The sequence below is a fragment of the Nonomuraea endophytica genome (assembly GCF_014203235.1).
Taxonomy (GTDB): Bacteria; Actinomycetota; Actinomycetes; order Streptosporangiales; family Streptosporangiaceae; genus Nonomuraea; species Nonomuraea endophytica.
On record NZ_JACHIN010000011.1, the window covers coordinates 152,239 to 175,209 of the forward strand.

Annotated in this window: 24 protein-coding genes; 10 read left to right on the forward strand and 14 right to left on the reverse strand. The window is 71.4% G+C overall.

Annotated elements, in window-relative coordinates:
• Positions 1–40 precede the first annotated feature (40 nt).
• Both HNR40_RS35460 and HNR40_RS56675 read right to left on the reverse strand, forming a co-directional pair.
• On the reverse strand, positions 41–451 hold the full coding sequence (locus HNR40_RS35460) for a hypothetical protein (protein WP_184969259.1): 411 nt from the start codon (positions 449–451) through the stop codon (positions 41–43).
• 16 nt (positions 452–467) lie between these two features.
• Positions 468–2,762, reverse strand: coding sequence for an ATP-binding protein (locus HNR40_RS56675; protein WP_281395632.1), 2,295 nt, complete (start codon positions 2,760–2,762; stop codon positions 468–470).
• A gap of 155 nt (positions 2,763–2,917) precedes the next feature.
• On the opposite strand from HNR40_RS56675, the gene HNR40_RS35470 reads away from it, so the two are divergent.
• The gene (locus HNR40_RS35470; protein WP_184969260.1) at positions 2,918–3,775 is read left to right on the forward strand and encodes a hypothetical protein; all 858 of its coding nucleotides are present in this window, start codon (positions 2,918–2,920) and stop codon (positions 3,773–3,775) included.
• A 20-nt stretch (positions 3,776–3,795) separates the two neighbouring features.
• Here HNR40_RS35470 and HNR40_RS57495 read toward each other — a convergent pair whose 3' ends face one another.
• From HNR40_RS57495 to HNR40_RS35495, 5 genes are all read right to left on the reverse strand, one after another.
• Positions 3,796–5,406, reverse strand: coding sequence for a PucR family transcriptional regulator (locus HNR40_RS57495; RefSeq protein WP_184969262.1), 1,611 nt, complete (start codon positions 5,404–5,406; stop codon positions 3,796–3,798).
• Positions 5,403–6,428, reverse strand: coding sequence for a DUF917 domain-containing protein (locus HNR40_RS35480; RefSeq protein ID WP_184969264.1), 1,026 nt, complete (start codon positions 6,426–6,428; stop codon positions 5,403–5,405). Before HNR40_RS35480 ends, HNR40_RS57495 begins: the two co-directional genes overlap by 4 nt.
• Positions 6,425–7,396, reverse strand: a complete 972-nt coding sequence (locus HNR40_RS35485) for a hypothetical protein (protein ID WP_184969265.1) — start codon at positions 7,394–7,396, stop codon at positions 6,425–6,427. The genes HNR40_RS35480 and HNR40_RS35485 overlap by 4 nt, the downstream gene beginning before the upstream one ends.
• Entirely contained in the window at positions 7,393–8,700 is a 1,308-nt protein-coding gene (locus HNR40_RS35490) for an MFS transporter (protein WP_184969267.1), read from the reverse strand. The genes HNR40_RS35485 and HNR40_RS35490 overlap by 4 nt, the downstream gene beginning before the upstream one ends.
• Positions 8,701–8,833: 133 nt before the next feature.
• Positions 8,834–9,196, reverse strand: coding sequence for a nuclear transport factor 2 family protein (locus tag HNR40_RS35495; RefSeq protein WP_184969269.1), 363 nt, complete (start codon positions 9,194–9,196; stop codon positions 8,834–8,836).
• A gap of 126 nt (positions 9,197–9,322) precedes the next feature.
• Between HNR40_RS35495 and HNR40_RS35500 the strand changes: the two genes are divergently transcribed.
• Positions 9,323–10,960 (forward strand): serine/threonine-protein kinase, encoded by a 1,638-nt coding sequence (locus tag HNR40_RS35500; protein WP_312896637.1) that lies wholly within the window; start codon positions 9,323–9,325, stop codon positions 10,958–10,960.
• Positions 10,961–10,963: 3 nt separating this feature from the next.
• On the opposite strand, the gene HNR40_RS35505 is transcribed toward HNR40_RS35500, so the two are convergent.
• On the reverse strand, positions 10,964–11,446 hold the full coding sequence (locus tag HNR40_RS35505; protein ID WP_184969271.1) for a MarR family winged helix-turn-helix transcriptional regulator: 483 nt from the start codon (positions 11,444–11,446) through the stop codon (positions 10,964–10,966).
• Between the two features lie 50 nt (positions 11,447–11,496).
• Here HNR40_RS35505 and HNR40_RS35510 point away from each other — a divergent pair, with 50 nt between their 5' ends.
• Together HNR40_RS35510 and HNR40_RS35515 are read left to right on the forward strand one after the other, a co-directional pair.
• A complete protein-coding gene (locus HNR40_RS35510) occupies positions 11,497–12,354 on the forward strand; it encodes an LLM class flavin-dependent oxidoreductase (protein WP_184969273.1) in 858 nt (285 codons plus the stop codon).
• Between the two features lie 61 nt (positions 12,355–12,415).
• Entirely contained in the window at positions 12,416–12,652 is a 237-nt protein-coding gene (locus HNR40_RS35515; protein WP_184969275.1) for a hypothetical protein, read from the forward strand.
• A 2-nt stretch (positions 12,653–12,654) separates the two neighbouring features.
• Here HNR40_RS35515 and HNR40_RS35520 read toward each other — a convergent pair whose 3' ends face one another.
• The 3 genes from HNR40_RS35520 to HNR40_RS35530 are packed head-to-tail and all read right to left on the reverse strand — an operon-like array spanning position 12,655 to position 15,427.
• Positions 12,655–13,413, reverse strand: a complete 759-nt coding sequence (locus HNR40_RS35520; RefSeq protein ID WP_184969277.1) for an ATP-binding cassette domain-containing protein — start codon at positions 13,411–13,413, stop codon at positions 12,655–12,657.
• Positions 13,410–14,444, reverse strand: a complete 1,035-nt coding sequence (locus tag HNR40_RS35525) for an ABC transporter permease (RefSeq protein ID WP_184969279.1) — start codon at positions 14,442–14,444, stop codon at positions 13,410–13,412. Before HNR40_RS35525 ends, HNR40_RS35520 begins: the two co-directional genes overlap by 4 nt.
• Positions 14,441–15,427 (reverse strand): sugar ABC transporter substrate-binding protein, encoded by a 987-nt coding sequence (locus HNR40_RS35530; RefSeq protein WP_184969281.1) that lies wholly within the window; start codon positions 15,425–15,427, stop codon positions 14,441–14,443. Before HNR40_RS35530 ends, HNR40_RS35525 begins: the two co-directional genes overlap by 4 nt.
• 130 nt (positions 15,428–15,557) lie before the next feature.
• Between HNR40_RS35530 and HNR40_RS35535 the strand changes: the two genes are divergently transcribed.
• Positions 15,558–16,196 carry a TetR/AcrR family transcriptional regulator gene (locus tag HNR40_RS35535; protein WP_246509789.1) on the forward strand — a complete coding sequence of 213 codons (639 nt, stop codon included), beginning with the start codon at positions 15,558–15,560 and terminating at the stop codon, positions 16,194–16,196.
• A 103-nt stretch (positions 16,197–16,299) separates the two neighbouring features.
• On the opposite strand, the gene HNR40_RS35540 is transcribed toward HNR40_RS35535, so the two are convergent.
• Positions 16,300–16,662, reverse strand: a complete 363-nt coding sequence (locus tag HNR40_RS35540) for a cupin domain-containing protein (RefSeq protein WP_184969283.1) — start codon at positions 16,660–16,662, stop codon at positions 16,300–16,302.
• Positions 16,663–16,676: 14 nt separating this feature from the next.
• Positions 16,677–16,922, reverse strand: a complete 246-nt coding sequence (locus HNR40_RS35545) for an SCO4226 family nickel-binding protein (protein ID WP_184969285.1) — start codon at positions 16,920–16,922, stop codon at positions 16,677–16,679.
• A 118-nt stretch (positions 16,923–17,040) separates the two neighbouring features.
• On the opposite strand from HNR40_RS35545, the gene HNR40_RS35550 reads away from it, so the two are divergent.
• The 3 genes from HNR40_RS35550 to HNR40_RS35560 all read left to right on the forward strand — a co-directional run bounded on the left by HNR40_RS35550 (position 17,041) and on the right by HNR40_RS35560 (position 19,730).
• Positions 17,041–17,739 (forward strand): HAD family hydrolase, encoded by a 699-nt coding sequence (locus tag HNR40_RS35550; RefSeq protein WP_184969287.1) that lies wholly within the window; start codon positions 17,041–17,043, stop codon positions 17,737–17,739.
• Positions 17,740–17,749: 10 nt separating this feature from the next.
• On the forward strand, positions 17,750–18,490 hold the full coding sequence (locus HNR40_RS35555) for a GntR family transcriptional regulator (protein ID WP_184969289.1): 741 nt from the start codon (positions 17,750–17,752) through the stop codon (positions 18,488–18,490).
• Positions 18,491–18,626: 136 nt separating this feature from the next.
• The gene (locus tag HNR40_RS35560; RefSeq protein WP_184969291.1) at positions 18,627–19,730 is read left to right on the forward strand and encodes a glycoside hydrolase family 26 protein; all 1,104 of its coding nucleotides are present in this window, start codon (positions 18,627–18,629) and stop codon (positions 19,728–19,730) included.
• Between the two features lie 154 nt (positions 19,731–19,884).
• On the opposite strand, the gene HNR40_RS35565 is transcribed toward HNR40_RS35560, so the two are convergent.
• A complete protein-coding gene (locus HNR40_RS35565; RefSeq protein ID WP_184969293.1) occupies positions 19,885–20,556 on the reverse strand; it encodes a formylglycine-generating enzyme family protein in 672 nt (223 codons plus the stop codon).
• Positions 20,557–20,705: 149 nt separating this feature from the next.
• On the opposite strand from HNR40_RS35565, the gene HNR40_RS35570 reads away from it, so the two are divergent.
• Both HNR40_RS35570 and HNR40_RS35575 read left to right on the forward strand, forming a co-directional pair.
• Positions 20,706–21,890 (forward strand): hypothetical protein, encoded by a 1,185-nt coding sequence (locus HNR40_RS35570; protein WP_184969294.1) that lies wholly within the window; start codon positions 20,706–20,708, stop codon positions 21,888–21,890.
• Positions 21,891–22,179: 289 nt separating this feature from the next.
• On the forward strand, positions 22,180–22,710 hold the full coding sequence (locus HNR40_RS35575; protein ID WP_184969295.1) for a hypothetical protein: 531 nt from the start codon (positions 22,180–22,182) through the stop codon (positions 22,708–22,710).
• Positions 22,711–22,971: the final 261 nt, after the last annotated feature.

A 22,971-nucleotide genomic window follows, 5' to 3' on the forward strand; every position in this document is an offset into this window, starting at 1 on the left:
TCGGAGGGCGCAAGAAGGAAATCTCCGGCCTTCACCTGCTTCAGCGGGGGTATTCCACCTTCGCCTCGTCACCCGTGATGATCAGGCCCGCGTTCGTGCCGCCGACCGCCACCGAACGCTCCCCCGACGCCGTCACCGACGGCGCCGCCGGCACCATCGCCGCGATCTCCGCCGCCAGCCCCGGCTCGGCCTCCAGCGCCCGCCGGATCACCAGCCGCAACGCCGCCACATAGTCGGCGTCACCCGGATGCGCCGCCAGCTCCTCGATCGCCGCAGGACCCGCCCCCACGGCATCGGCGCCGCCGAACAGCCGCCGCAAGATCCTCGTGCCCAGCCCCACCGTCGACTGCGCCGCCGCCTCCTGCGTCTTGGCCAGCACCGCCCCGCCGTACGCGCTGACCGCCGCACTCACATACGGCATCACGTCACCCGCGAGCGCCGCCACGTCCATCCGACCCCTCCACCCTTCAGGAACCACTGCCCGCCGCCACCAGCTCCGCGATCTCCACCCGCGACGACACCCCCAGCTTCGCCAGGATGTGCTCCACGTGCGCGTCCGCCGTCCGCTTGGAGATCACCAGCCGCTCGGCGATCTCCCGGTTCGTCAGCCCCTCCTCCACCAGCCCCGCCACCTCACGCTCACGCGGCGACAGCAACTCCATCGCCGCCCGCCGCGGCGCCTGCACCGGGATCGCGTCCACGTCCATGTCCGCCAGCTCCACCGCGTCCCCCAGCGACAACCCCGACCCCTGCCGGAAGATCGCCGCATACCGCTCGGAACCCAGGCTCTTCGACACCAGCGCGATCGCCCGATCGTGATGGCGCAGCAGCGACGGCGCACCCGCCAGCGGGGCCGCGAACTGCTGCCACACCCGATCGGCCGCCCCCAGCAGCCAGCACGCCCGCACCATCCGCTCCTGATCGGCCGCCTGCCACGCCAAAAGCTCCAGGCAGTCGGCCACCGCCAGATGATCACCCAGCGCGTACTTCATCCGCACCGCCAGCCGCGCCTCCCGCACCGAACCCGCCAGATCACCCAGCGTCCAGCGCGCCAGCGCCCGCAGGAACAGCACATACCCCTGCAACCAGCACTCCCCCGACCCCTCGCCCAGCAGCTCCAGCACCTCGCCGGTCACCGCCAGCGCCGTCTGCCCGTCACCCGACAGCGCGTACAGCGCCCCCTTCTCCATCAGCGCGATCGCCAGCCCCGTACGGTCCCCCAGCGCAGTCAACCGCGCACACGCGTCGTCGAACAGCGGAAACCCCTCATCCGGCCGCCCGCTCAGCAGCCGGTGCACCGCCAGATGCTGGATCGCCAACGCCCGCAGCCGCTCATCGTCCAGCTCCTTGGCGATCGCCAGCGACTCCTCGATCCACGGCAGCGCCACCCGCTGCGCCCCCTGCTGCAACGCGAAGAACCCCAGATGCCCCAGCCCCTCGGCCCGCTCGGGAACCCACGCCGGCACCCGGCCCAGCGCCCGCTCCAGCCACACCCGCCCCTCGGCCAGCCGCGCCCCGCACAACCAGTACGGCCACAGCGACACCGCGAACCGCAGAGCCTCCCGCTCCCCGCCCGACTGACCCAGCGCGAACTCCAGCGCCGCCCGCACGTTCGGCCGCTCCCGGTCCAGCCCGTGATACAGCGCCAGCTGATCCCCCGTGAACGCCCGCACCGAGAACCGCTCCGCCATCGACCGGTAATAGTCCAGATGCCGCCGCCGCACCCTCTCCTGCTGCCCCATCAGCGCCAGTTGCTCGGCCCCGAACTCCCGCAACGTGTCCAGCAGCCGGTAACGGTCCTGACGCCCCTCCATCCGCAGCAGCACCGACTTGTCCACCAGCCCGACCAGATGCTCGATGATCCGCCCCACCGGCAACTGCTCGTCCTGGCACACCGCCTCGGCCGCCGCCAGGTCGAACGACCCCGCGAACACCGACAGCCGCGCCCACAACAGCCGCTCGTCGCCGTCGCACAGATCATGGCTCCACGTGATCGTCGTGCGCAGCGTCTGATGCCGCGGCAACGAGCTGCGCCGCGCCGTCAGCAGGCTGAACCGGTCCTCCAGCCGCGCCAGCAACCCCTCCAGCGGAATCGCCCGCAACCGCACCGTCGCCAGCTCGATCGCCAGCGGAATCCCGTCCAGCCGCCGGCACAGAGCCGCCACCGACGCGTGATTGTCCTCATTCACCGTGAAACCCGGCACCACCGCCGCCGCCCGCTGCGCGAACAACGCCACCGCGTCCTCACCCGAACCCAGATCGAGCACCGGCAGCGGCGGGATCGCCAGCGTGTGCTCCCCCGCCACGTCCAGCGGCTGGCGCGTCGTGGCCAGGATCGTCACCGCCGGCGCCTCCCGCAGCAGCACCTCCGCCAGCATCGCGCACGCCTCGACCAGATGCTCACACGTGTCCAGCACCAGCAGCACCTGCCGCCCCGCCAGACAGTCGACCAGATGCTCCAGCGCCGGCCGCGCGTCCTGCTCCGGCAGCCCCAGCGCCGCCGCCACCGTGTGCGCCAGCAGCCCCGCGTCCACCAGCGCCGACAGCTCCACCAGGCACACCCCGTCGGCGAACCGCTCACGCGCCTCGTGCGCGCCCTGTAACGCGATCCGCGTCTTGCCCACGCCACCCGGGCCCACCAGCGTCACCAGCCGGGCCTCATCCAGCAGCCTGGCCACCATCGCCAGCTCTCGCGGCCGGCCGACGAACCCGGTCACCTGCACGGGAAGGCCCCCGCGCCGCATGTCCATCGCCGGTGCCATCGACCCCTCCCGGATCCGCCTCGATTGCCTCAGCGTACGCGCCGGATGACAATTCGTAAGGGGGTATACCTAGAAGATCCAGCCGCGATTTTAGGTATGCGGATAGGTACCCCCGCCCGAGGCGCCACGCCCCCCGCGTCCACAACACTCGAAGCGTGAGTGCGGGCGACGCCCTCGTCGGGCGTGATCAACACCGGGACAAGATCCTCCACCTGCTCGGCCGCGAACGGCTGGTGACCATCACCGGAGCCGGAGGCGTCGGCAAGAGCGCACTGGCCCGCGCGGTGGCCGCCGGCTTCGACCCGGCCGCCCGCCTGATCGACCTCGACCCCTCCAACGTCCACGAGACGATCCTCAGCGGCGAGCGCCTGCCGTGGGACGGCGGCGAACCACCCCGCCTGCTCGTCCTGGACACCTGCGACCACGTCGTCGACCGCTGCGTCGCCCTCGTCGAACGCCTGCTGCGCGGCCTGCCCGGCCTGCGCGTCCTGGTCACCGGCCGCGAGGTCCTGGGCATCCCCGGCGAGCACGTCACCGTCGCCGCCCCCCTGTCGGCACCCGACGCCGCCACCCTCTTCCACGTGCGCTCCGGCGGCCTGCGCGCCGACCCCGACGTCCTGGCCCGCCTCGAAGGCGTGCCCCTGGCCATCGAGATCGCCGCCGAGCACCTGCTGGAGTCCGGCAAGCTCGCCGAGATGCTCGACAACGGCGCCTTCCACACCCTGCCCGCGGGCCCCGCGCACCCGGCCCGGCACGCCAGCATGCGCGCGGCCGCCGCCTGGAGCCACCGCCAGTGCCACCCGCTCGACACGCAGGCCTGGGAACGGCTGGCCGCCTTCGACACCCCCTTCGGCCTGGAGGAGGCCGAACGCGCGCTGACCGGCCACCGCACCGCCGACGCCGCCGAGGCGGTGGCAAGGCTGGTGGAGCGTTCCATCGTCCTCGTCGACTCGGCCGCGGTGGACGGTCGCTGGTACCGTATGCCGTTCCACCTCCGCGCCTTTACAAAGTAGATCACTGGCGTGGCCGGTTCTCACCGGCTCACGTGCACCGCCAGATGCAGGGCCAAGCGCGTCGCCGGGTCCTCCAGGTCGTAGCCCGCAGCCCGGACCCGTTCCAGCCGGGTCGTCACCGTGTTGCGGTGCACCCCCAGCCGCTCGGCCGCCCGCAGCGCCCCGCCGCCATCCAGCACGGCGGCCAGCGTCGCCAGCAGGCTCCCGTCCTTGTCCGCCGCCCGCAACGGCCCCAGCACCACCTCCGCCGGCGCCCGCAGCACCCCAGCGGGCAGCGCCGCCAGTAGCTCCGCCGGACCCATCCGATCCGCCCGCGCCACCGCCCCGGCCCGCGCGGTGAACGCCGCGGCCTCGGCACCCAGCAGCGACTCCCCCACCGCGCCGAGCCGCTCCACCTGCCGCCCCGCCCCCGCCGCGACCGCCCGCGGCAGCAACCGAGCGCACTCCTGCAGCCGTACGGCCAGCGCCCCCGGCCCCAGCTCCGCCCAACCGGCCCACCCCTCCCCCCGCCGCATCACCGGCACCGCCCCCAGCGCCCCCACCAGCAGCTCCCTGACCATCGCGTGCTCGGCCGGATCCGGCTGCCACCCCACCGGCCTGACCACGAACCCGCTCACCGGCCCGTGCACCGCCCACCCCAGCGCCGCCGCCCGCCCCAGCGCCTCCCGCACATCCCCCACCACACCGGGAACCGCCCCGGGAAACGCCCCGGGAAACGCCTCAGTGCCCGCGCCCGCCACCACTCCGGCCCCCACGCCGGCCCTCACGTCCGGCATCGCGCCCGCCCCCACGCCGCCCGGCACGTCCTGCTCAGGCACCGTGTCCAGCGGCTCGGCGTCCAGCAGCGCCTCCGGCATCGCCAGCAGCCGCTCGGCCAGCGCCTCCTGCACCGCGAACTCCCGCCCGGCCACCAGCCGCTCCCCCGCCGCCCACGCGCTCAGCGCCGCCACCGCCAGCCCCAGCACGGTCCGCACCACCGACGGCCACCCGGGCGAGCGCACCGCCCCGGACGCCACCAGCCGCCCCAGCCCATCGGGCAGATCCATGTCCACCAGCACCCGCTCCCCACCGGAAGCCGAGTCACCCTCGGCGGCCGCCCGGCCTGCCAGACGCGTGCCGTACCGATCGAGAAAAGCGACGGACGTGCCGGGCAGCTCCGCGTTCAGCACCCCCAGCACCCGCCGCGCCGAGGCCCCCGCCTCGGCGATCCGCGTGGCGCAGCGCGCCACCAGCTGCGTGCGCGCCGCCTCGGGACGCGAGGCCGCCGAGGCCACCTCCACCGCCGTCACCAGCGGATCGCCGTCCACGAAGATCAGCGTCACGCCCAGCCGCTCCGCCAGCACCTCCCCCGACCCCGCGCTCAGCGCACTGGAGGGCGCGATCACGCACGCCGCCGCCTGCTCCCACGCCCGCCGCATCGCCATCTCCACCGCCCACCCGCCCGAGGCCGCCGCCCCGATCAGGACGACCGCGGTGTGCGGCACCACATCGGCGAACACGCCCAGCTCGTCCACGATCCGCACCTGATGCACCGGGTTGGCGCCACTGCCGTACATGTGCGCCCCAGCCAGCGGACCCGCGTCCACCAGCTCGGCCACCGTCACCGGCGACTCCCACCCCCGCGCCCTCACAGCGGCACCCCGAACGCCCGCACCCCGCCCAGCTCCTGCCCCCGCTCGGTGTGCCACACCGGAGCCGCCCGCACCACCATGACCTCGACCTCCATGCCGGGCGCCGCCTTGTCCACGTCCACCACCAGCTGATCCGCCGCCGACACCAGGCAGATCAGGTCGGGCGCCATCGCCACCGGCGCGCCGTCGGCCAGCGCCAGCACGATCTCGTTGTGCGCCTCCAGCCGCACCAGCCGCCGCAGCCCGCCGGTCTCCTCCACCACGATGCTCGACGGCAGCGACGGCAGCTCCAGGTCCGCGCCGTGCCCGCTGCTCCCCTCCACCGCGGCGATCACGCCGCGGCACAAGGTCTTCATCCCGTACGGCGCCGCCACCGCCCGATCGGCCCCCGGCGCCCCGGCCTCCAGCAGCCGCCCCACGGTCCCCGGCACCAGCGCCCCGGCCAGCTCCCGCGCGCTCATCGGATAGCAGGCGCCCACCGCCCACCCGCCCATCGCCAGCACCAAGGGACGCACCACCGCCTCCACCCGGTCCGGCGCCGTCTCCAGCACCACCAGCTCCCCGCCGCCCCCCGCCAGCGCCAGCGGCGTCGCGCTCACCCCGCCCAGCGTGTACGTGGTCTGCTCCACCAGCGGAAACACCCGCCCCGTCCCGTCGCCGTCCACCAGCGGCACCTCCAAAAGCGCCGCGGCCACCAGCGGCAGCAGCGCGTTCTCCGCCGCCAGGTTCAGCGCCACCACCGCGCCCACCCGGCCGCCCAGCCGCCGCTCCAGGGCCCGCACCGCACGCACCGGCTCGTCCCCGGCCGGCAACTGCTCGCCCAGCGCCGTCGTCGAGCCCACCAGCGAGACCGCCACGCACACCGTCTCCGGCGCCAGCGCTTCGGCCGCCACGACCGGCACGCCCGGCCCGATCACCGACCCCGCCCAGTCCAGCACCAGCCGGTAGGACGACTCGGCGGCGCCCGTCGCGAACAACCGCGACCCGGCCGCGAACCGCGCCAGCTCCCCGGCCCCGATCACGGCGTCGCTCCCCCGGCCGAGGCCCGCACCCGGTAGAGCCCGTGCGGCAGGTACGACAGCGGGTTGACCGTCAGCGACGCGATCGACGCCGACCCGGGCGCGGCGCCCGCGCTCACCACCCGCGTCAGCGCCTCGTCACGCGCGTCGCGCAGGACCCGGTCCAGCTCCGCCCGCCCCCGCGCCTGCACGATCCGCTCCACCTCGGCCACCGGCTGGCCCAGCGCCGCCCCGAACGCCCGCGCCGCCCCCTCCTCACTCTCGCCCCCGAGCACGGCCAGTCCGCGCGCCAGGCTCGCCGTCGCCCCGAACCGGCAGATCAGCGGATAGCGGCGGAAGTAGTGCGCCGACACCAGCCCGTGCCCGGTCCTGGCGAAGTACGGCGGCAGCCCCTCCAGCGCCTGCCCCACCTCGCGGGCCACCCGCACGGCCGCCGGTCCCAGGCCGGCGTTGAGCATGGCGTCCTCCTCGCGTTCGCGCAGCCCCGCCCGCCCGAACTCATACGACAGCGTGATCCGCGCCCCCGGCACCTCGGCGGCCACGATCTCCGCCACCGCCAGCTCGTGGTCGGCCAGCACGGGCGAGCCGGTCGCCGTCACCGCGAAGTCGCTCAGCCCGCACGAACCGGCGAAGCGGCGTACCGCGTCGACATCCAGCGGCGCCAGCGGGCGGCCGGTCAGGCTGTGCCCGCCGCGCACGATCGTGGTCGCCCCGCCGGGGTGGGCCGGGTGCGGCGCGAGCACCTCGGGGCAGGGCCCGCCCACCCGGATCGCCGCGACCGGCGCGAGCTCGGCGTCCTCCAGGTCCAGCGCCACGCACACCGCCCGCGCCCCGAGCCCGCCGGCCAGCTTCGCCAGCCCGCCGAACGGCGGCCCGGCCGCGGCGGGCAGCTGCCGGGAGAACACCAGAGCGCCGTCGCGCACGGCCGCGACCGTGGTCGCGGGCCGCCCGGGTGCGACGCCGACGATCACTCCAGCTCGCGGCCTTCGGTCTCCGGCAGCGGTACGGCCAGCAGCGCCGTGACCACCATGAACGCGTTGATGATCAGGATGGTCGTGGTGAACCCGGTCGCCCCGGCCAGCAGCGCGCCCACGGCCGACGGCGCCGCCGTGGTGGCGACGAGCTGGGCGGCGGTCGCCCACGAGTAGCCGGTTCCGCGCAGCGCGGTCGGGTAGAACTCACCGTTCCAGGTGTTCCACACCCCCCACGCGCCGAGGCTGAAGAACGACAGCACGAAGTTGCCCGCATACAGCTCCCACGTGCTGTCGGCCAGCGCGAACCACAGCCCGCCCAGCGCGGCGGCCACGACGTACACCAGGAAGACCTTCTTGCGGCCGAACCGGCCGGTCAGCAGCGAGGCGCTCACGTATCCGGGGATCATCATGAGCGCGCTCAGCGCCGCGAAGCCGAGCGAGGCGTCGAGGGTGAGGCCGCGCTGCTGCAGCAGGGTCGGCAGCCACGTCTGCAGGCCCCAGTAGCCCCAGTTGAAGGCGAAGTTCAGCAGCAGCATGACGATCGTGATCTTCGCCAGCTTGCCGCGGAACAGGTCGAGAGGGTTGCCTGGGCGGCGGGCCGCGACGGTGAACTCGGCGTCGGCGTCGGGGCTGGACAGCTGGCGCAGCACCGCGCGCGCCTCGTCCTGGCGGCCGCGGGCGGCCAGCCAGTACGGCGACTCCGGAACCCACGCGCGGATCGCGAACGCCCACAGCCCGGCCACCGCGCTGGCGATGACGACCACGTGCCAGCCCATGTCGCCGAAGGCGATGGAGGCGCCGATCGCGGCCAGGATGCCGATGGGCCAGCCGATCGACAGGTAGACGGCGGCGCGGCCGCGGTGGCGGGTGGGCAGCAGTTCCAGGAAGTAGGGGAAGGTGATGGTGTAGACGCCGGCCAGCGCCAGGCCGGAGGCCACCCGCAGGGTGACGAGCGTGGGCAGGTTCGGCGCGAAGGCCGAGGCGAAGGCGATGACGCCGTAGGCCAGCAGCGACCAGAAGGCGGCGGGCTTGCGGCCGACGCGGTCGGCGACGGGGCCCCAGATGAGCACGCCGGGGATCATGCCGAACGCCACCGCCGACAGCACGATGCCGATGCCCGCCTCGTCGATGCCGAAGGCGCTGCCCAGATCGCCCGCGACGTAGATCAGCGCGAGCTGCTCCCACGACTCGATGACGAACGCGACGAACAGCGCCAGCGCGATCAGCACGTGCCGGCGTGTGAACGGCATCCGGTCGAACGCCGCCCCGATGGGGAGCGTTCGCGCGGAGGTAGCGGTCATGGATGCTCCTCGGAAGGGGGCGCGACGTTTGCCGCACCTTAGGCACGCCCCCTGTCCGCGTCGGTGTGCACACCGCACGTCAGGTACGGCCGGCGGTGTGCACCCTGCCCTGGAGCCCTAGCATACCCGCAGGTCAGAGCGTGTTCTCGTGCACGTGCACGATGCGCCATTCACCGCCCTCGCGGCGCAGCACCGAGGTGGTGCGCACGATCTGCGGCGCGCCGGTCTCGAAGGCGACGCGCAGCACGTAGCGGGCCAGCGCGGTCTCGCCCCACACGTCGACGACCTCGTCGTAGGCGGAGAGCGTGACCCGGCCCTCGTCGGGGCGGGCGTCGCGGACCTTGTCGAGCTGCTCGCGGGTGGTGATCAGGCCGGCGTGGTCGGAGTCGAAGATCGTGGCCTCCGGGTGCAGGCGGCGGTCGATGCCGTCCCGGTCGCCTCGGGTGTAGGCGTCGTACATGCCGGTGATGACCGCCCAGACGGCGTCGCGTGCCACGATGCAGCTCCTTGGTTGAGTTTTGCGTGCTTTGTCACGTTAGAGCACGCGGAAGCACCGCGCGGACGCCTTTACATTGTAGATTTCTATGGCCGGGGGTCAGTGCTGGCAGTAAGATCCGCAGTCGTGGTCTCCCCCTTCACCCCCCTGGAACCCGGCGACCCGCCCGAGATCGGCGGCTACCGCCTGATCGCCCAGCTCGGCTCCGGCGGCATGGGCCAGGTCTACCTCGCCGCCACCCAGAGCGGACGGCGGCTGGCCGTCAAGGTGGTGCACGCCGAGTACGCGGGCAACGCCGAGTTCCGCCGCCGCTTCCAGCAGGAGGTGGCCGCGGTCCAGCGGGTGCAGAGCCTCTACACCGCCCCGGTCATCGACGCCGACACCGGCGCGCCGCGGCCCTGGCTGGCCACCGCGTACGTGCCGGGGCCCTCCCTGGACCGGGTCGTGGCCGCCCACGGGCCGCTGCCGCCCGCCACCGCGCTCACCCTGGCCTGCGGCGTGGCCGAGGCGCTGCAGGCCATCCACGCCGCCGGGGTGATCCACCGCGACCTCAAGCCGTCCAACGTGCTGCTGGCCGCCGACGGCCCGTGCGTCATCGACTTCGGCATCGCCAAGGCCATCGACGCCACCCCGCTGACCGGCACCGGCGTACGCGTCGGCACACCGGTCTTCATGGCGCCCGAGCAGGCGCTCGGCCACCCGAGCACGCCGGCCGTCGACGTCTTCGCCCTGGGCGGCCTGGTCTTCTTCGCCGCCACCGGCCGCACCGCCTACGGCGAGGGCCCGGACGCCGCCGTGCTCTACCGGGTCGTGCACGACGAACCCCACCTGGACGGCTGCCCGCCCCAGGTGCGCGAGCTGGTCGCCCACTGCATGGCCAAGGACCCGGTTCAGCGGCCCACCCCGCGCGACCTGGTCGCCCGGCTGCGCGCGTACGCGAGAAACCCCGCCACACACCCCAGCGCGAACCCTGGCGTGGCCCCCGGTGTGGCCCCCGCCACGCACCCCGGGATGAACCCCGGCTCCAACCCCGGCTCGAACCCCGGGATGAACCAGGCCGGGGCCGGTGCGGCGGCCGGCCCGCAGGCGGGATGGCTGCCGCCCGCCGTCGGCCAGGCGCTGCCCGCCTACGCCGCGCCCCCGAGCCCGCCGCCCCTGCGCGGCCCGCGCCGCGTACGGCTGAAGGCGCTGCTGGTCACCACCGCCGTCGCCGTCGCGGTGTCGGCCGCCGCCGCGGCCACCGCCACCGCGCTGGTCATGCGGCCCACCGGCCCCGCGGGCAACACCGCCGCCTCGGCCGCGACCGTGACCGTCACCCAGACCAGCGCCCCCACCGCCGCGACGCCCCCGACCGCCGACGAAAGCCCCTTCCCCACGGCCACCCCCACCGGCGACGCCGTGGCCGGATCCAAGCCGCCCGGCACCCAGCTCGGCGAGTACAAGGGCATCGACGTCACCTACAACTACTCGGTCAACTTCACCGAGGACCCGAAGCACCCCAAGGAGGGCGACGACGAGGACGTCACCTACTGCTCCATCGGGCTGTGCGCCGAGCGCATGGCGATGCTCGAACCCGGCCAGTCCGGATCCCACCAGGCCTGTCTCGACAACACCCGCTACACCAGTTCCATCCGCGCGGAAGCGGCCAAGGGCCGCCTGGTGTGCGTCTTCGCCCAGACCACGATCGGCCTGGTCAAGGTGACCGACATCGTCGAGGACTCGGCCCAGTACCTCACCATGGACCTCACCGTCTGGCAGCGCTGAGGCTCAGGAGGTCTTCTGCGGGGCGGCGGCCTCGTTCAGCCGCTCGACCACCGACCAGGCGATGTCGCCGAACGCCGCGAGCTGTTGCGGGGTCAGCAGGTCGATGAAGTTCCGGCGCACCGAGGCGACGTGGTTGGGGGCGGCCTCCTCGATGGTCCGCCGGCCCTCTTCGGTCAGCACGATGACCGCGCCGCGCGCGTCGGAGGGATGCTCCTCCCTTGAGATCAGGCCACGCTGCTGCATGCGGGTCAGCTGGTGCGACAGCCTGCTCTTCGACCACTTCAGGTGCGCGGCCAGCTTGGTCAGCCGGATGCTGTCCCCGGGCGCGCCCGACAGGTTGGACAGCACGTCGTAGTCGGCCTCCGACAGCCCGCACTCCTGCGCCAGGTCGCGCGCGACCTCCCGGTTGAGCAGCAGGAACATCCTCCGGTAGCCGAGCCACGCCCGTGCCTCCGTCTCGTCGAGCCATCGCGCGTCGTCCGTCATGCCACCAGTGTAGTTGACACGTCACCATCTCCCCGCCTACGGTTGTTGTCATGTCAACCTTCGGCTTGAACATCCCCACCTCGGCCGCGCCCGGCGCCGACCCGGTCGCCGAGGCCCGTCGCGCCGAGGAGCTCGGCTTCGACTACGTCTCCTCCTCCGACCACCCCTGCACCACCCACGACAGCTTCGAGACCTGGACGATGCTGTCCTGGATCGCCGCCGCCACCACGCGGATCAAGGTCGCCACCCGGGTGCTCGGCGTCCCGTACCGCAACGTCGCCATGGTCGCCAAGATGGCCGAGACCTTCGACCGCCTGTCCGGCGGCCGGCTCATCCTCGGCCTCGGCGGCGGCTACTCCGACGAGGAGTTCCGCGCGTACGGCATGCGGGTCCCCGCCCCCCGCGAGAAGGTCGACGGGCTGGCCGAGGCCGTCCAAATCATCCGCGGCCTGTGGAGCGAACCGAGCTTCACCTTCAGGGGCCGCTACCACCACACCGAGGCCGCCGACCTCGAACCCAAGCCGGCCCGGCCCATCCCCATCTGGCTCGGCACCTTCGGCCCCCGCGCGCTGGCCGTCACCGGCCGCCTGGCCGACGGATGGATCCCCTCCTACGGCTTCGCCGGCCCCGAGGAGGTCACCGCGATGCGTACGCGCCTGCTGGCCGCCGCGCACGAGGCGGGACGCGCCCCCGAGGAGATCACCTGCGCCTACAACATCGCCATCCGCGTCCAGGAGAAGGCCGGCGACGAACCGGGCACGCTGGCCGGCTCACCGGCGTACCTCATCGACGCCCTGCGCGGCTTCGAGCGGGCCGGTTTCACCTCGTTCAACCTCTCGCCCGCCGGCGCCGACCGGGCCGAGCAGGTCGAACGCCTGGGCCGCGAGGTCGTCCCCGCCCTGCGCTGACCCGCTCTTCTTGGCACGCCGTTGGCCTGGCGCTGAACCGCCGCACCCTAGCGTTGCCCTTATGAGCGATGCGAACGAGGCCGCCGAGCGGATGGAGAAGACGGCCAGGTCGGGCGGTGCGCCGGAACAGGCCGACCACGCCGACGCCACCCGCGTGGCCGACGCCGAGAGCGCGCCCGAGCCGCCGCGGCCCGTCCACGACACCGGCGACGCGGAACGCGCCGTCCGCCGCGAGCTGCTGTGGGGCTCCGACCTGTCCATCTCGCGCCTGGACCGGGACCTGCCCCACGAGGACTGAGCTCACTCGCGGCGCAGTTCGTGCTCCAGTTGCTCCAGTTCGGCGCCGCCGGCCATGAGCGAGGTCAGCCGCTCGCGGGTGATGTCGGCCTTGGCGTACTCGCCGAGGCTGGTGCCGCGGTTGAGCAGCAGGAAACGGTCGCCCACCGGGTAGGCGTGGTGGGGGTTGTGGGTGATGAACACCACGCCCAGCCCCCGGTCGCGGGCGCGGGCGATGTAGCGCAGCACCACGCCGGCCTGCTTGACGCCCAGCGCCGAGGTCGGCTCGTCGAGGATGAGCACGCGGGCGCCCAGGTGGACCGCCCGCGCGATCGCCACCGACTGCCGCTCGCCGCCCGACAGCGTGCCGACCGGCTGGTCGACGTCGCGGATGTCGATGCCCATCGCGTGCAGCTCCTCGCGGGCCACGCGTCTGGCCGTGGCCACGTCGAAGCGGCCGAAGCTCTTGCGCGGCTCGGAGCCGAGGAAGAAGTTCCGCCACACCGACATGAGCGGGATCATCGCCAGGTCCTGGTAGACGGTGGCGATGCCGTGGTCCAGCGCCGCGCGCGGGCTGGCGAAGCTGACCGGCACGCCGTCCAGCAGCAGTTCGCCCGCGTCGTGCCGGTGCACCCCCGAAAGGATCTTGATGAGCGTGGACTTGCCCGCGCCGTTGTCTCCCAGCACACACGTGACCTGGCCCGCGGCCACGCCCATGGACACCTCGCGCAGCGCCAGCACCGAGCCGAACGCCTTGCCGATCGCCCTGGTCTGCAGGATCACCGCTTCACCTCTTCCGCGTAGCGCCGTACCAGGCGGTTGGCGAGGGTGGCCAGCAGCAGCATCGCGCCCAGGAAGAACTTGAACCAGTCGGCGTCCCAGCCGAGGAACACGATGCCCTTGTCGGCCATGCCGAAGATGACGGCGCCGATCGCGGCTCCGATGGCCGAGCCGTACCCGCCGGTGAGCAGGCAGCCGCCGATGACGGCGGCGATGATGTAGATGAACTCCTGCCCGATGCCGATGTTGGCCTGCACGGACGTGTAGCGCAGCGCCATGATCGAGCCGACCAGCCACGCCGCGAACGCCGTCGTCATGAACAGCGCGATCTTCGTGCGCGCGGCGGGCACGCCGACCGCGCGGGCCGCCTGCTCGTTGCCGCCCGCCGCGAAGATCCAGTTTCCGGCGCGGGTACGCATGAGCACCCACGTGGCCAGCGCCGTCGCCGTCAGCCACCACAGGATCGCCACCCGGAAGTGCACCTGCCCGATCTGGATCGTGCCCGCGAAGATCACCCGCGCCGACTCGAAGCCCGGGGCCGTGCGCAGCCCGCTGACCTGCACGGTGCCGGTGATCAGCTTGGTGACGCCGAGGTTGATGCCCTGCAGCATGAGGAAGGAGCCGAGCGTCACGATGAAGCTGGGCAGCTTGGTGCGGGTCACCACGATCCCGTTGAGTGAGCCGATCCCGAGCGCCACCGCCAGGCTGATGAGCATGGCCAGCCAGACGTTGACGCCGTACTCGGTGGCCAGCGTGACCAGGATGAGCCCGGTGGTGCCGGTCAGCACACCCGCCGACAGGTCGAACTCGCCGCCGATCATCAGCAGCGCGATCGCGACCGCCATGATGCCGAGCGTGGCGGCGGGATCGAGCCAGTTGGCGATGCCGGCGGGCGAGCGGAAGACCGGCGACTGCGCGGCGAAGAAGGCGAAGACGATGATCGCGCCGACGACCGCGCCGAGCTCGGGGCGGATCAGCGTCCGCCGCAGCCGGCCGACGTCGGCCAGCCGCTCGTCGGCCTTGACCGCGGTCATCGGGTGCCTTCGCCGGCCAGCTTCTCGACCTGCGCCGCGTTGTCCTTGGTGACGAAGCCGGGACCGGTGTTGACCGGCAGCCCGCCGCCCACGGTGTTGAGGTTGTCCTTGTAGAGCTTGAGGAAGGTGATCGGCAGCCAGCCCTGCAGATATTGCTGCTGGTCCACGGCGAACAGCACCTCCCCGGCGTTGATCGCGGCGATCACATCGGGCGACAGGTCGAAGGTGGCCAGCTTGGCCTGCGAGCCGGCGTCCTTGATCGCGTCGCGGGCGGCGACGGCCACGGCCGGGTTGAGCGCGAGCACGCCGTTGACGGAGGTGTCGGACTGCAGCTTGGCCGCCACCTTGGAGGTGACGTCGGCGAGGTTGCTGACGTCCACCTGCAGGCGTTCGACGGTGCCGCCGAGGCTCTGCTCGGCGCCCTTGCACCGCTGCTCCAGCCCGACGTTGCCGGCCTCGTGGATCACGCACAGCAGCTTGGAGACCCCGGCCGTCTTCAGCTGCTCGCCCGCGCCGCGCCCGGCCACGTCCTCCGACTGGCCGATGTGGGTGAGCGCGCCGAACGCCTTGGAGGATTCGGCGCCGGAGTTGATGGTCACCACGGGGATCTTCGCGGCGACCGCCTTGCCGATCGACTCCTTCAGCGCGTCCGGGTTGGCCATGGAGACCACGATGCCGTCGACCTTCTGCGAGACCGCCTGGTCGATGAGCTGGGACTGCTTGCCCGCGTCGCCGTCGCCCTGGTAGGTGACGCTCGCGCCGTACTGCTTGCCGGCGGCCTCGGCGCCCTTCTTGACCACGTCCCAGAACTTGTCGCCGGCGGCGGCATGGGTGATCACCGCGTACGTGCCCGCGGCGCCGCCGGCCGCCGGGGCCTCGGCCGCCGGTGAGCTCGCGGCGCTCTGCTCCGCCCCGCCTCCACTGGAACATCCGGCCAGCGCCAGGGCGCCGAGCACGGCCACCACGATCCGGGTTCGCTTCATGGCTTCAACCTCCAAGACCAACGGCTTGCCCCGGTTTTAGTCCCACCACGCTCCACTGTCAACCATTTGTCGTGACATTAAGACCTATAAGATAGAACGGAATTCTCCGTTCCAATGCTATGGTGAAGAGATGACGAGCACACCGATGAGCGGCCGCAAGAAGCAGGCCGCGCGCAACGACGAGGTGATCCTCCAGGCGGCCAAGGAGGTCTTCACCGCGAACCCGTCCGCTCCGATCGCCGCCGTGGCCGAGCGCGCCGGCGTGGGCATCAGCGCACTCTATCGGCGCTACCCCAGCAAGGACGCGCTGCTGCAGAAACTCTGCGCCGACGGCATGCGCGCCTACAACGAGGCCGGCGAGCGCGCCCTCGACCCGGCCCTCGACCCGTGGGACGCCTTCGCCCGCTTCATGGAGGAGGTGGTCGACGCCGACACGCACTCGCTGACGATCTCGCTGGCCGGCACCTTCCAGCCCACCCCCGAGCTGTTCGAACTGTCGGTGCGCGGGGGCGAACTGTCCCACGCCGTGCCCGACCGCGCCCGCGAGGCCGGCGCGCTGCGCCCCGACGTGACCAACTCCGACGTGGCCCTGCTGTTCGAGCAGCTCGCCTCGGTCCGGCTGGGCGACGAGGCCCGCACCGCCGAGCTGCGCCGCCGCTACCTCGCCCTCGTGCTGGACGCCATCCGCCTGCCCTCCGCCGCACGCCCGCTGCCGGGCAACCCGCCCACCCCGCCGGAACTGCGCGAACGCTGGGTTCCCAAAACCTGAGCCCCCTTCACCCGCCTGTCTTTTACGCGCCTATACGGCGGGCTCGGCGGCCCTTTTCACGCCGGTACGGCGGGGCCCGTGCCCCGCCGCAGCCGTGGCCGGACTAGCTCCCTTCGCGTTTGGCGTACTCCGCGGCACCGCCCGCGAAGTCGTAGACGATGAACTGCTCGTCGCCGACCACCCAGGCGTCGTGGCCGGGCGGGCAGACGAACACGTCGCCGGGCCCCACCTCGGCCTCGGTCCCGTCGTCCATGCGCAGGCGCAGGCGGCCCTGGACGACGTAGCCGTTGTGGTGGACCTCGCACAGCTCCGTGCCGGCGATCGGCTTGACGGACTCCGACCACCTCCACCCGGGCTCCATGGTCGCGATGCCGAAGACGAGCCCGCTGAGGTTGCACACCTCCAGGTGGCCGCGCGGGAAGTCCCGGCGCTCGTCGGGCTTGTCGACGTTCTTGACTTCGATCATGTTCCTTCGCCCCCTCAGATCATCAGCGGCACGGGGTGGATCTCGTCGGCCGGATGGCCCGCGCGCTGGTGGATCCGCTGAACGGCGGCGGCGTCCGGCGCGTCCGACAGGCAGTAGACGAGCCCCGAGTCGGGGTCGGCCCAGGCCTGCTCGAAGGTGACCCTCTCCTCCGATTGGATGGCCAGGTCGGCGTCATGGGCCTCGCGCAGCTGATCTGCCGTGATGCCCTGCATACCGTGGTGGACGTCCATGAATTTCATGGTTCCTCCTGAGTACGGATCCATCCCAGCGTAGGTCTGACCCGTGGCACCGGTTCCTCATGGTTTGCCAAAGAAGCCCGGTAGAGACCGGTCCTGGTGCCTGCGCAAGGATGGGCGGGTGATCAAAGGCATCCTTTTCGACCTCGACGGCACCCTGATGGACCATCGCGCCGCCGCCGACGCGGGGATCGCCGCCTGGATCGCCGACCATTCACCCGGCTTACCGCTTCCCGAGCGGGCGGCGCGGGTGTGGGCGGAGCTGGAGGACGTGCACCTGTCGGCCTGGCACGCCGGGGAATGCGATCTACTGGAGCAGCGGCGGCGCCGGATCCGCGGGATCTGCCAGGCGCTGCGGCTGGCCGTACCGGACGATATCGACGCGGCGTTCGCCGCGTTCACCCGGCACTATCGCGCGGGCTGGAGCGCCTACCCCGACGCGCACGCGGCCCTCGCGCACCTCGGCGGCTACCGGCTCGGCGTGCTCACCAACGGCAGCAGTCCCGTGCAGATCGCCAAGATGGGCGCGATCGGGCTCGGCGAGCTCGGGCCGGTGCTGAGCGGCGACGTGCTCGACGGGCACTTCAAGCCGGCCCCCGCCTCCTACCTGGCCGCCGCGGAGCGCCTGGGGCTGGAGCCCGGCGCGATCCTGCTCGTCGGCGACGACCTCGTCAACGACGTCACCGGCCCGGCGGCGGCCGGGATGCGCTCGCTGTGGCTGGATCGCCTGGGCGTGGAGACCGCTCCGGAGGGGTTCGCCAGGATCACCACACTGAGCGAGCTTCCCGGCTATTTGTCAGGACATTCTGACCTCGGATAATCTGATCAGCATGCCCGCACCCTTGGCGATCGATCTGGACCGGTCCAGCCCCGTCCCCCTGTATTTCCAGGTGGCCGAGCAGATCGCCGAGGCCATCCGGCGCGGGGATCTGGCGCCCGGATCGCGGCTGGACAACGAGATCCTGCTCGCCGACCGGCTCGGCCTGTCGCGCCCGACGATCCGGCAGGCGATCCAGTATTTGGTCGACAAGGGCCTGCTGGTGCGTAAGCGCGGCGTCGGCACCCAGGTCGTGCACGGCCAGGTCAAGCGCTCGGTCGAGCTCACCAGCCTCTACGACGACCTGCGCAGGTCCGGGCAGGAGCCCGCCACGCAGGTCCTGGCCCTGGAGCCACGGCCGGTCGCCGAGGAGATCGCGCCCATCCTCGGCGTCGAGGCCGGCACCGAGGTCCTCTACCTGGAACGCCTGCGCTTCGCCTCCGGCGAGCCGCTGGCCGTCCTGCACAACTGGCTGCCGATCGGCCTGGCCCGGCTCACCGCCGCCGATCTGGAGGGCCGAGGGCTGTATGAGCTGCTGCGCGGCGCCGGGGTACGCATGCGGGTGGCCAACCAGCGCATAGGAGCACGGGCGGCCAACCCGGCCGAGGCCAAGCTCCTCGACGAGCGGCGGGGCGCGCCGTTGCTGACGATGGTCCGCACCACCTACGACGACCAGGGCCGCGCCGTCGAGCACGGCTCGCACGTCTACCGGGCCTCGCTCTACTCCCTCGAGGTCACGCTGATCGAGCGCTGACTGTTGATCATCGTAGATTCACAGCAAATCTGCAGGTACGTCCGGACCGGCGCGCTCCTATAGTCGTCATCACGGGGTTGAAGTCCTGCAATTTGCTTGAATAATAAACTACTACGATGAGTAGGAGCGGCTGGTCTTGTCGCCTATTTCCGCGGGACGGCGCGGCCTCGCGAGAGCCGGATGGACGGCTTCCGCAAGCCTTCTGGTACTGCTCGCCGCGAGCTGCAGCACCACCCCACCACCCACCGCCGCCCCGAGCACGGCCGGCACGGCCCCCGCCGTTCCGAGCACGAGCGCACCCGCCTCCCCGGCCTCCACCTGCGCCGCCACCGACAAGCTGGTGCCGCCGTGCGGCGCGTACTGGGGCATGTACATCGCCCCGCCGGGCAACCGCACCCCCGTCGGCCAGGCCGTCGGCAACATGGAGTCGCAGCTCGGCCGCAAGCTCGACATCGTCTTCAGCTACCACGACATGTCCACCGGCCACAATGGAACGTTCATGCGCGAGGACGAGGTCGCCCTCGGCCGCGACCGCATCCTGCTGCTCAGCTGGGAAGCCAAGATCTGGGGCAGCCCCGAGCGCACCCTGCTCTGGCGCGACATCGCCTCCGGCACCATGGACGCCTCCGTCATCGACAAACAGGCCCAGCGCATCAAGAAGTACGGCAAGCCCGTCATGATCGGTTTCGACGGCGAGATGGACCGGCGCACCACCAGCGGCACCCCCCAGGAGTACGTGGCCGCCTACCGGCACATCCACGACCGCTTCCAGAAGCTCGGCGTCACCAACGTGATCTGGGTGTGGGCCGTGACCGGGTTCATGGAGTACAAGGACCAGTGGAAGGGCCTGTATCCGGGCCACCAGTACGTGGACTGGATCAGCTACGACCCGTACAACTTCGCGACCTGCCGTGGGGCGGCGTGGAAGAGCTTCGAGGAAACCCTCAAGCCCACCTACGACTGGTTCCAGGCCAACGGGTTCGCCGACAAACCGATCATCATCGGCGAGTACGGCACCGAGGTGGACCCCCGCAAGCCCTCGGCCAAGGCCGACTGGTTCCGCGGCATTCCCGCGGCGCTCAAGACGATGCCGAACATCAAGGCACTGCTGCAATGGAACGCTGTATTGAACCCCGAGTCGCCCGACGGGTGCGATTTCCGGCTGGAGGGGCCGGGGGTGGTGGAGTCGTTCGCCGAGGTAGGCCGCGACCCCTACCTCAACCAGCGCACCCCCAGCTGAGGACCCGGTTCGGGGGCGTGGGCGGAGCGGAAGCCCCAAACCCGGGCGGCGGCGGGACGGGCGGTGCCGCCCGCGGCGCTTTCCAGTTCGCCTTCCGGGCTACGGGCCGGACGGAGCCCTGAACCCAGTCGGCGGCGGGGCGGCCTGCGGCGCGTCATGAGGCGGTGATGGCGGCTTCGGGGCTACGGGCCAGACGGAAGCCGAGGTCGTCGATGCGGAAGGACGGGTGCGACTTGCGGCGGGCGGAGGCGCGGCAGCCCCGAGGGGTGTCCTGCCAGCCGCCGCCCCTGAACACCCGATACGGCCCGTAGACCGCCGGGTCGAACAGGTCCCAGCACCATTCCCACACGTTGCCGATCGTGTCGTGCAGCCCCCAGGCGTTCGGCTGCCGGGTGGCCACCTCGCGGGCCGTACCTCCGGAGTTGCCCCGATGCCAGGCGATGGCGTCGAGGTCGCCATAGCGCTCGCCGGTGGTGCCGGCGCGGCAGCCGTACTCCCACTCCGCCTCGCTAGGCAGCCGATACCCATCGGCGGCCTCGTCGCGGACCACGTCAAAGGCGTCAAGGTCATCACCGATGACATAGCAGGGCGTAAACCCCACCTCAGCCGAGAGCAGGTTGCAGAAGCGCAGAGCGTCCCGCCACGACACATCGGTCACCGGCTCCTCCCCCGACGGACCGCCAACAACGGACGCGTACAAATCCCGCGTAACCGCATGCACCCCCAACTCGAACGCAGGCACCCGCACCGTCCAGGCAACCCGCGTCGCCTCGTTCCGCAGAACAACCTCACCCGCCGCGATCTTCTGCAGCGCCACCCCACCCATCCACCACCCCTTCCCTATACCTCCTCATACCAGGCCATCATAGGGAATCCGAGCAGGTGCGGTCGCGTCGTAGATCAAGGTCCGCGAACACCACCTCCCGGCCGTTAATCACTCGTTCAGCGCCTCCACCACGGCGATACTGCATGTCAATGATCGAATATGACGACCCCGCCTCGTTCCGCGGCCAGCTCCAGCGTGGTCGCGGCGCCGCAGCCCGCCGCGCGCCCACCGAGCCCGGAGCCGCCGACGCGGTATACGAGTGCGTGGTCACGGACACGCGCTGGGACCGGCAGGTAGAACAACGCGACAGCTACCTCGCCCGCCTCATCACCCGGCTCGCCCTCCCCCTGGCACCCATCGAACAACACCTGTCCAGCCACAACGACGAGGACGACGAACCAGTCGAGCTCGCCCTGCAGGTCCTCGCACTGCTTCCGATGATCGGCCGCCTCGACGCGGTGGCCGTCCTGCGCAGGTACGCGACCGAGGGCCCCCACTGGGCCACGGCGCTGGAGGCGATCAGCACCAGCGGAGCCATGAAACTCCCAGCGATCTGGTGCGACACGGAGCCATGGACGACGTTCGCACGATCCCAGCCGCGAATCCGCCGAATCGTCGACCAGCGCAAATCCAGCCAGGCAAGGCCGCACCACAGCCAGAAATCCACCACCTACGAGACCGAAGACTTGATGAGGCTCGTCGCCGCCGGCGGCCCTGAGCGGCGGCAGGCACTGGAGGAATTGGGCAGGCGCGGAGATCGCACCGTCCTCGACCTCGCCGAAGACTCCGCGCTACGCAACGCGACTGGGTGGACCCCCGGTATCGCACAGGCGCTGCACCACCTCGGCCCCGCCGCGTTACCCCGCGCCCGCATCTGGATCGCCGGCGACGACAACACCCTGGTCGCGCTAGGCGAGCGCGTACTGGCAGAGGTCGGAGACCGAAGCGACGCCTCGCAGTTGCTGTCCGCACTACGCCGCGCAACCACCGCGGGAAACTGGTGCGCCGCCGAAATCCCGGCCCGAGGCCTGGGCCGCTTGAAAATCCCCGAAGCCGCCACCGACCTCATGGCCGCATGGGAAGACACTGTCCATTCACCGGCCCGAGAGGCATTCCTGGAAGCGCTCCAGGGATGCGCACCACACAACGCCGACGCCGTCGCAGCCGAAGCCCTTGACGATTGCGAACCGACAGTTCAGCGGCGCGCATGTGAAGGAGTACCGGATACTACCGCGGTCCGCTCCCGTCTCCAAGAACTGGCCGACGACCCCCTGACACCAGAAATTCACGAAGCGGCGAACACGAAACTACTGCTCCTGACCAAGGGACTCTGAGCTCACCGGTGCCCCCAATCAGAAGTCAAAGCGCATTCGCAGTCCGGCACCTCACCTCCCACGTCACGGCATAGAGGGCAGAACACCGCAACGCGCCGATCCACCTCCACTCCCAGAGCATCTCCATCACGCTGGACACGTGCCTGGACGCAACCGTGCTCCCCGCCTTCCCGCGCGGACCACCAGACGACTCGCCGCCCGCCGCCGGAAAGGCCGGCGTCTCCGCCGTAAGCTCACCTCGGTCCAGCTATGGACTGCCATCGCGGGAATCACCGGGAGTCTCATGTCCGTGCCCGCGTTCATCGTTTCCATGAACGCTTTGCGAGTCAGTGAACGGCAGCAAGCGGATGCACTGCAGGCGAAAAAGGAGTCCAGTAGGGCGAATCAGCGTGCGTTCGCACAGCGCGTCACCGTCAAGCCGGAAGAATTCTTCATCGTCGACCCGTTCAGATCCGGCGGAACAATCACCGTCAGAAACGGGAACACCCTCCCAGTCACCGTCCATATCCATATTGGATATACGTATAACAATGACACCCCGGGGCCTGACTACTACGTCATGTTCGACGCTCCCGCATGCAGCCAGATGGTCTACGACATTCAACGCAATGACCAGCACGCGCAGACGTTCAACAAGGCTAGCTCGTGGAGTACTCTCGTCGCGACCACCAACCCACTCGACAAACGCTCCCGCCTCTGGTCAACGGGACCCAGCGCGACACCACTCACCGCGGAGAAGGCGGCGAGGCTGGCTGCGGTCGATTCCATTAGCATCAGCGACGATCCATCCACGAGCCGCAACCTGCCCACCTGCATGTGATTCCTCGCCAGGACTGTAGGCATCTGGGGAGTCGGTCATCACACCTTTCGGACCGCAGAACACGGCCACGCCATCCACTACATGCCTCTGATCGTGACGCACCACGACATAACGCAACATGCGGGTTTCCTCAGAGACGGCGTCCTTGTGTTTCGCCATGTCCGCTGGCGGTGGTTTCCAGGCAGAGAGAGATCGGGTCGTAGTCCGGGTGGAGCTGGGCCGGCCCGCCCATGAGCTTGGGTTTGGTGCACAGGTCGTGGC